Annotated in this window: 8 protein-coding genes; all 8 read right to left on the bottom strand. The window is 35.8% G+C overall.

Annotated features, from left to right (window positions below; genetic code table 11):
* A partial coding sequence (locus tag BLP87_RS15795) for a helix-turn-helix domain-containing protein (protein ID WP_143002169.1) occupies window positions 1–201 on the bottom strand: 201 nt, incomplete at its 3' end.
* A gap of 97 nt (window positions 202–298) precedes the next feature.
* Entirely contained in the window at window positions 299–1264 is a 966-nt protein-coding gene (locus BLP87_RS15600; protein ID WP_083334655.1) for a PDDEXK nuclease domain-containing protein, read from the bottom strand.
* A 95-nt stretch (window positions 1265–1359) separates the two neighbouring features.
* The gene (locus tag BLP87_RS15595) at window positions 1360–2700 is read right to left on the bottom strand and encodes an ATP-binding protein (RefSeq protein ID WP_074463488.1); all 1341 of its coding nucleotides are present in this window, start codon (window positions 2698–2700) and stop codon (window positions 1360–1362) included.
* A 352-nt stretch (window positions 2701–3052) separates the two neighbouring features.
* Entirely contained in the window at window positions 3053–3283 is a 231-nt protein-coding gene (gene pptA, locus BLP87_RS15590; RefSeq protein ID WP_074463487.1) for a tautomerase PptA, read from the bottom strand.
* A 65-nt stretch (window positions 3284–3348) separates the two neighbouring features.
* On the bottom strand, window positions 3349–3570 hold the full coding sequence (locus BLP87_RS15585) for a hypothetical protein (protein WP_242871886.1): 222 nt from the start codon (window positions 3568–3570) through the stop codon (window positions 3349–3351).
* Between the two features lie 81 nt (window positions 3571–3651).
* Complete coding sequence (locus BLP87_RS15580; protein ID WP_074463485.1) at window positions 3652–4599, bottom strand: hypothetical protein; 948 nt, start codon at window positions 4597–4599, stop codon at window positions 3652–3654.
* 295 nt (window positions 4600–4894) lie between these two features.
* Window positions 4895–6346 carry an AGE family epimerase/isomerase gene (locus BLP87_RS15575; RefSeq protein WP_074463484.1) on the bottom strand — a complete coding sequence of 484 codons (1452 nt, stop codon included), beginning with the start codon at window positions 6344–6346 and terminating at the stop codon, window positions 4895–4897.
* A gap of 292 nt (window positions 6347–6638) precedes the next feature.
* Window positions 6639–6857, bottom strand: coding sequence for an FAD-linked oxidase C-terminal domain-containing protein (locus BLP87_RS15570; RefSeq protein WP_242871885.1), 219 nt, complete (start codon window positions 6855–6857; stop codon window positions 6639–6641).
* Between the last annotated feature and the right edge of the window lie 304 nt (window positions 6858–7161).

Raw genomic sequence — 7161 nt, 5'->3', positions numbered from 1 at the left:
ACGGGCAAAATCAATCACTTCCTGAGTAACCACCTCAGAGTCCCGATGATATGGTTTCCGTTCATCAGGATGCGTATCGCCTCTGCAATACTTTTTAACGGTCTGCCGGGATATACCCAGCTTTCTGGCAATGGACCGTATGGATTCGCCGTCGTTATAGCGGCTGCGGATTTGGTAGTAGAGATCCATTTCGACTATCATCACCTTTCTCCCTTCATGATTTTTTCATACACTAAAAATCATAAAGGACTTAACTCAAGGTGGTAAACTTTTTCACTAGCGAAATGGATGAAACTGGTCAACTTTTATAATAGCGTTTACAGTCAAGATCTTTACATATCAACAAGCCAACAGTTGGATTATCTTCTTCTGACTTAATCTGGTGATTTACTGCTACAACATATGTGCCAAGCTGTCCAGCATATGAAGAATCAAACTTGCCCGTTTTCACTTCCAAAACTACATAGCAGTGTCGCTTGGTGTTGTAAAAGAGCATATCAATAAACTTCTCAGTATCACCTACTTCAATCCTGACTTCTCGCCCCATATATGCAAAGCCTGTACCAAGTTCCATAAGGAACTTCTCGGCCTTGTTTATAAGCGCATCCTTAAGCTCTTTCTCATCATACTTTTCTCTCAATGTTAAGAAATCAAATCTATATGGATCCTTCGTCATAGCCTGCGCAAGATCACTCTGCTCTGCCGGTAATGTTAATGCAAAATTTGTTACCGCCTTACCTTGCCTCTCATATAGATCAGTATCAAGGAAGTTCAAGAGTACATCCCTTGACCAATTGTTTTCCAATGTTTTCTTCACATAGAACAGTGCCTTTGCGGAATCTCCTTTACACTTATCTATGATAACTTTGTTATGCCCCCAAGGAATAAAAAATATTGCATTTTCCAAATCGTCCCCAGCCTGGGGACGATTTAATTCATTTTCAGAATCGTCCCCAAGTTGAGGACGATTTAATATTTCTGGATACATCTCATAAAAATATCTCATATATTTAAGATTTGTAGGCGAAAACGATTTAATATCTGGAAAGATATCTTTAAGATCCTCACTAATTGTTTTATAAAAGCCAGATCCATAATTATTTTTTTCGCCCAATCCAACAATATCCCTACCAAGAGACCAATAGAACCTGAGCATATCACTATTAGTTTTCACAGCAGCTTTTAGCTGAGTCTGTCTGAAACGTTTTGATACTTCTGTAATCCAGTCTTTATATTCATTATCAATTTTAATAAGGTTGCTCATATCTCACCTCCCCACGCAAATGCAACGTATTTTTTTGCGTTGCATTTGCGTCGCACTAATAATCCTACGTATTTCATGCTTACCTATTGAATAACTTATAAAAATGGAACCATATACACCGGAATATAATTTATACCATTCTCCCATTTATAGTCCTTTGTATGAACAACATACTTATCTTTTACACGTCTGCTAAACTTATCGCAGAAAACATCCAAAGACTTATGCGCTCTATAATTTCCATACTTAACTTCTATTGGACATATTTTATCACCGACCGATGTAAGAAAATCAATCTCGTATAAATGGTTTGATGTTTCACTCTCCATAGTGTAATAAAACAGATTATTACCTTTTACCTTAAGCATTTGCGCAACTACATTTTCATATACGTAACCCAAATTAGCCTCTAGCTTATCTGAAAGCAACTTATTATATATAACATTTTCAGTGTAATTCTTATCCTTAAATGCAAGAGTTACGAATAGTCCTACATCAGATGTAAAAAGTTTGTATCGCCCTGAATCTTTTTCCAAAGCCATCCCCACGCCAGGATTATTAGCATGATAAGCAATGTTAACTGTGTATGAGCTCAACATATCTGGTAGCAGATCAACAACTTGATCAGCTCTAGTACCTTCTCTCGCACTAGCCAATATATATCTAGATGCATTCCCGCTTAAATTGGCTGGTATAGCATCATATATATCTCCAGCCAAACCCGAACTATCGATTTTCGTGAAATCTTCTTCATAAAGGTCTACAATCTCTCTTTTTGCTTCATCCACTGCCTGTAGATTATTCGTTTCCAAATATGTCTCAATCGCCTGTGGCATACCACCAATAAGCATATATAATCTAAATTTTCTCATCAGATCCCTATGCATAGAATTACCGGCTGCATTTTTATTTTTCAAAAGAGTCTTAATAGTCTCAGCAGTGATTTCATCACCTATTGCCCACAGGAACTCCTCAAAATCCATAGGATACATAGATATTTTGTGTTCCTCACTCGGGATCAAAATATCTTTAGTATTCTTCTTTATCGAGATTAAGGAACCTGTTTCAATATATTTATATCTTCCATCAGCCACTAGATACTTAATTGCCTGTCTTGCTTTGGGAAGTAATTGGACTTCATCAAATATAATTACTGATTCCTTCTCATAAAGCCTCGTTCTGGTTAACTGCTGTAACTGCAAAAAGAAAAAGTCCAAATTATAAGTATCATCAAATAATGCCATTATCTCTTTACTCGCATGAGCAAAATCCAGCAAGATATATGACTTAAACTCATTTTTAGCAAATTCTTCTGCTATAGTGGATTTGCCAACACGTCTTGCCCCTTTTATAAGAAGCGCATATTTATTGCTACGTTTCTCTTTCCATTCAAGTATTTCATCATATATTTTTCTCTTAAATACAGCATCTTTCATGTAAAAATCCACCTTTCTGATTTGAGTATAACGCAAATCCCCATTTGAGTGAACTTATTTTACACGCAAATCCCCGTTTATTTATTCTATTTTTCCACTCAAATCCCCTTTATCCCAAATGAATAGCCTCCTCTTAGGTAAGATTCGGACGTCCTAAGAAAAGGCTAATGTAATTAAAAATTGTTTTCAAGTAAAATCTTAAAAAACTTTATGTTCAGATATAACTTACTTTGTCCCTATTGTAAGAAGATTTTTTTCGAGTAATATATATAAAGATAAGGAAAATTATTTAATATACTAATTATCTCTTGCTTGTTCATGCTCTCTCCAACATCATAATTCCACTTCCACCTTACTCACATGTATACCCCGGCTTCTTATAAAGATTATCCAATTCCGGAGCAATATGTTTATCCCAAACTTTTTCTTTCCACTCTTCTTCAGGCACATCCGTAATTGCAACAGACACACTAGACATCTTACAGCCCAATGTTTCTGCAACAACATCTGCTATTCTCTCTGCGCACTTCTTTTTCTGCTCTTCTGTTCTACCGGAAAAACACTGTATTTCAATATGTGGCATAGTAATCCCCCTAAAAACTACGATTTATAAATTTCATTGTCCCCAAAATACGTACTTATTGGGCCTTAAGCTTCGAAAACACTTACCAAGCTACTCACCACCTGATCACTTGTAACTCTATACGTCTTCAAACTATTCTGGTCAAATTCATCTTCTCGAAGATTATTAATGAAATGATGCATATCCTCCATGACAGATTCTGGCAAATCCGATACAGGATTCAAAACCATCTCAACCGCCAATCTCAAAACATCTTTCTTATGCTTTTTAATATCCGCAGAGTCCACCTTTTCTCCTTGTGCTTTTCGTGAACTCAAGTCCAAATACGCCTTAGTCTTTGAAGTACTCTTTAAATTTCAGCAACCCCGCTACCATACATATTCCTCCAACATTTCTCTTATAGAAATCTCGATTCTTTCATCTTTTTTTTCATCATCTGACAATGATAATAAAAGTGATAATGGATCAATAGCACCACCTTTGTCAAAAGAAACCACGTAACCTACCTCCTGTATAATACAGCCAGGTTCGTCTTTTTTTATATCAACCAACCTATCCTTCAGTGCCAAATCTTTTATATCTTTCTTTGCCACAACATAAGTCGGATATTTATTATCAGATATCATCGAATATTCAGCAAGCGCTGACATTCCACCAAAAACAGGAAGATTCAAATTATCATTAATATAAAAGCTATTAATCACCGGATTTCTCATGTAAACTTCAATACTACTCCACAGTTCCTTTATATCATCCGGTACATTAATGACACGTGACTTGCCCTTGGTTCCAAGAATTGGCATATCAAAAAAATCTATCTCGTCAAAACACCTAGAGGCAGACATTTTTGTAATGTCTAGTTGTTCTGCCGCTTTTGTAACTGTAACCCCATTCCATCTTTCATAAATTGCTGTAAGAATCAGTTTTTGAGTTAAAAATGATATTCTTTGAACTGGCTTTATAGTTCTTTCACGAGCAGAATTAAGAAGGATACCTAAAAATGGAAGATATATTTCCTTATCTTCTACAATAAAAGGAATTCCATCTGCTATCATTGCATTCTTAGAGTAAGTGCTGGTATTCTTTATATACAAAGCACAACGCAAATCCAAAAGTTTTTCAATTTGCCTATGGTTCTTTCGTAATTGAGCCAAATTGATTTTTTCTTTTGGAATTGCTATTAGCCACTCTATATTATGCATACTCGCAATCTTGAAATCATATAATGAAGAATAGATCATTGGAAGTCTTCCATTATAGTCTATGTCTTTAATATCTACTTCCATCCCAATGCTCTTCTCTATAAATTCTTTCATATATAAACCTCTTTTTTTAATTTGTAACGTATTTTATGTTACAAATTAAAAATAGCACCTTTAGTGCCTAAAATCAAGACAAATCATATTTTAATTCCGTCTGCGAATTTCGCAAATCAACAATATTTAAATTTTTGCAAAATAAAGAAAAGCAGCTATCTGATAACTGCTCTATGTAACGTTTATTATTAAAGTTTGAAAGATGTCGATAAACTGGAATTCTTTTTCATTATAATTCAAAAAAAAGACCTAAATCATTATATTTTCCAATAATAATTTAGGCCTTTGAATATTATTAGTGAAGCGATGTAAACGTTACTTTATAATTACTATTTCCATCTGTTAAGGTATCTATTGTTCCCTCATTCTCAACATCTAACACTTTAGCTCTAAACATATAGGGCTGTAATTCTCTGCACCTTGATTTCTCCCATTCAGGTATTGCGTAAAAGAGTGAAAAACTCTCGTTCTTGACTCTACTTGCTGTCATGTAGCCAAAAAGCGTATGTTCGAAACTATGAAGTGACGTTTTCCAGTTATGAGCTTTAGGATAGTTTATTACCGGCTTATCTGTTGCTCCATCTACCATATGCCAGATTTCTCCATGCTCGTGATCGGTCATTACATCAAACCAGTACTTGTGCGTGTTATTCAAAAATCTATAATAAGACGGATCATGAATAGAAAGTATTTCTGCAGCCTGGTCTAGTTCTGCCAAAATCCACCACTCTTTATCTATATCAAGATTTCCATTCTGGTCAAAACGCCTTGCCCAGGAACCATTTTTTTCTATATATGCATCCAGCAATATTCTATGTATCTTAGGTCTTGCAAAGTTAATATACTCCACGTTATTTAGAAGTTCGCCAACTTTTAAAATAACCCAGAATGTCTTTACTGAGTGACCAAAATCTGTATGATCAGTTCCCAGATTCATACTCATGGCATCACTGTCAACACCCCAGAAAAATCCATATTGTTCGCTATAGAACTGCGTAATAAGAATATCTGTAATCTGCTTCATATCATCACGCCACTTCTGTGCATAAGGCATTGGAAGTGCTGGAGTTATCATCAACATGTATGCATATAGCTGATCTAATTGAGCTACTATCTGAACTTCTGGATTATCTTTCAAAAATCTTGGAAGCCACGTTAAATACCCTCTTTTCTCATCCATATATACGTTAAAAATATAGTCATGGAGCTGAAAAATCTTAAACATAACACTTTTATCATGTGTCAAAAAGTAATACATTCCAAGACCTGTAAGTCCGTACGCAAGATCCTGACTGGTACGTTTCCTGTAATCAGAATCCCATTCTTTGGTAGTACTATTCTGAGTAACGTGCATGCCGTAGTTTCCATCCATAGCATTCATTAATTCCATAGCACCTTTTTTGCAAATATCAAGATATTCAGTCTTACCCGTCATATGATATGCAATGCCAAATGCATAGGTTAATCTCGAGTGTGCTCTTACGTAATTATTATCTTCGTCAACCAAACCTGAAGTGTCAGAAGATTTTTTTGCTTCTACAAACTCTTTTGGCCAATCCTGTTTTGAAGCCGGAAGCACATGACCATCATTTGTAATATAAGTTGGAAACAAAGAATCTTTTATATCAGTAATCTCGGGTTTATTCCAGAATTTAAGCAAATCATCGTTTAAATGATTCATCCAGTCCTCGGGTTTATAAGCTCTGTCAATTAACTGCTGCAGATTAAATGCTTTATGACTTATCATAAGCGTTTTTCCTCCTTAGTGTTATTACAGACTTGCCTGATTCGGTAACATCACCTACTAAAACTCTTTGCTTATTACCATTTAGAAGTGTCAAAAAATCTACAACTCCGCCTTTCTCAGGTGCAAAAGTTACATTTTAAAGCATATATTGTGATGATTTGTTTAAGAAAACAGCCATATTTATTGTATATTTTTAACGCTATATCGTCAATATTAAAACGTATTTGTGTCCCAATAGAAATACTATAGTATCAGCAAAAACAGTTAACTTGCCGCTAAGAAGGCGCAGTGATCAAGCGCCATACGACATTCCCGGATTCAATATAAGCTTCTGGTCAAAGGCCTTCTTTATATTCCTCATAAGAGCAATGTTAACCGCAGGTGTGGTCTCCAGCAGGTATTTCTGCTTGCTGAGGCCGATACCGTGCTCACCGCTTACAAGGCCGCCGAGTTCATGCGCTTTGCTGTAGAGAACCGAGAGGTTTTCCTTAAGCTCTTTTTCCCAGGTCACATCGTCCCTGTCGCCGCGGACTACGCAGTATGTATGCCTTGGCGTTCTTCTCCGGGAAATCCGTCTTAAGGAATTCTTCTCCGAGACTCTCTATATCCTACCCGCGCTTTGTCTTGCTACTTTATCGTTCTATCAATTGCTCTGCAAGTTTCTTTCTCTGTCTTCTTTCGTGCTCCAGTCTTTCCTGAATCTCATCCATTCTTTTGAAGATTAGTGTTAGCATCTAATTAGTACATTTTAAAATGAGTTAATCCTTTAAATAGCATATAATACAAGAGGAGGAACTCATTATGCCAAGAAAAAA

Source organism: Butyrivibrio hungatei, from assembly GCF_900101605.1.
GTDB classification, from domain to species: Bacteria; Bacillota; Clostridia; order Lachnospirales; family Lachnospiraceae; genus Butyrivibrio; species Butyrivibrio hungatei_B.
This window is presented reverse-complemented; position numbering and strand designations above follow the sequence as displayed.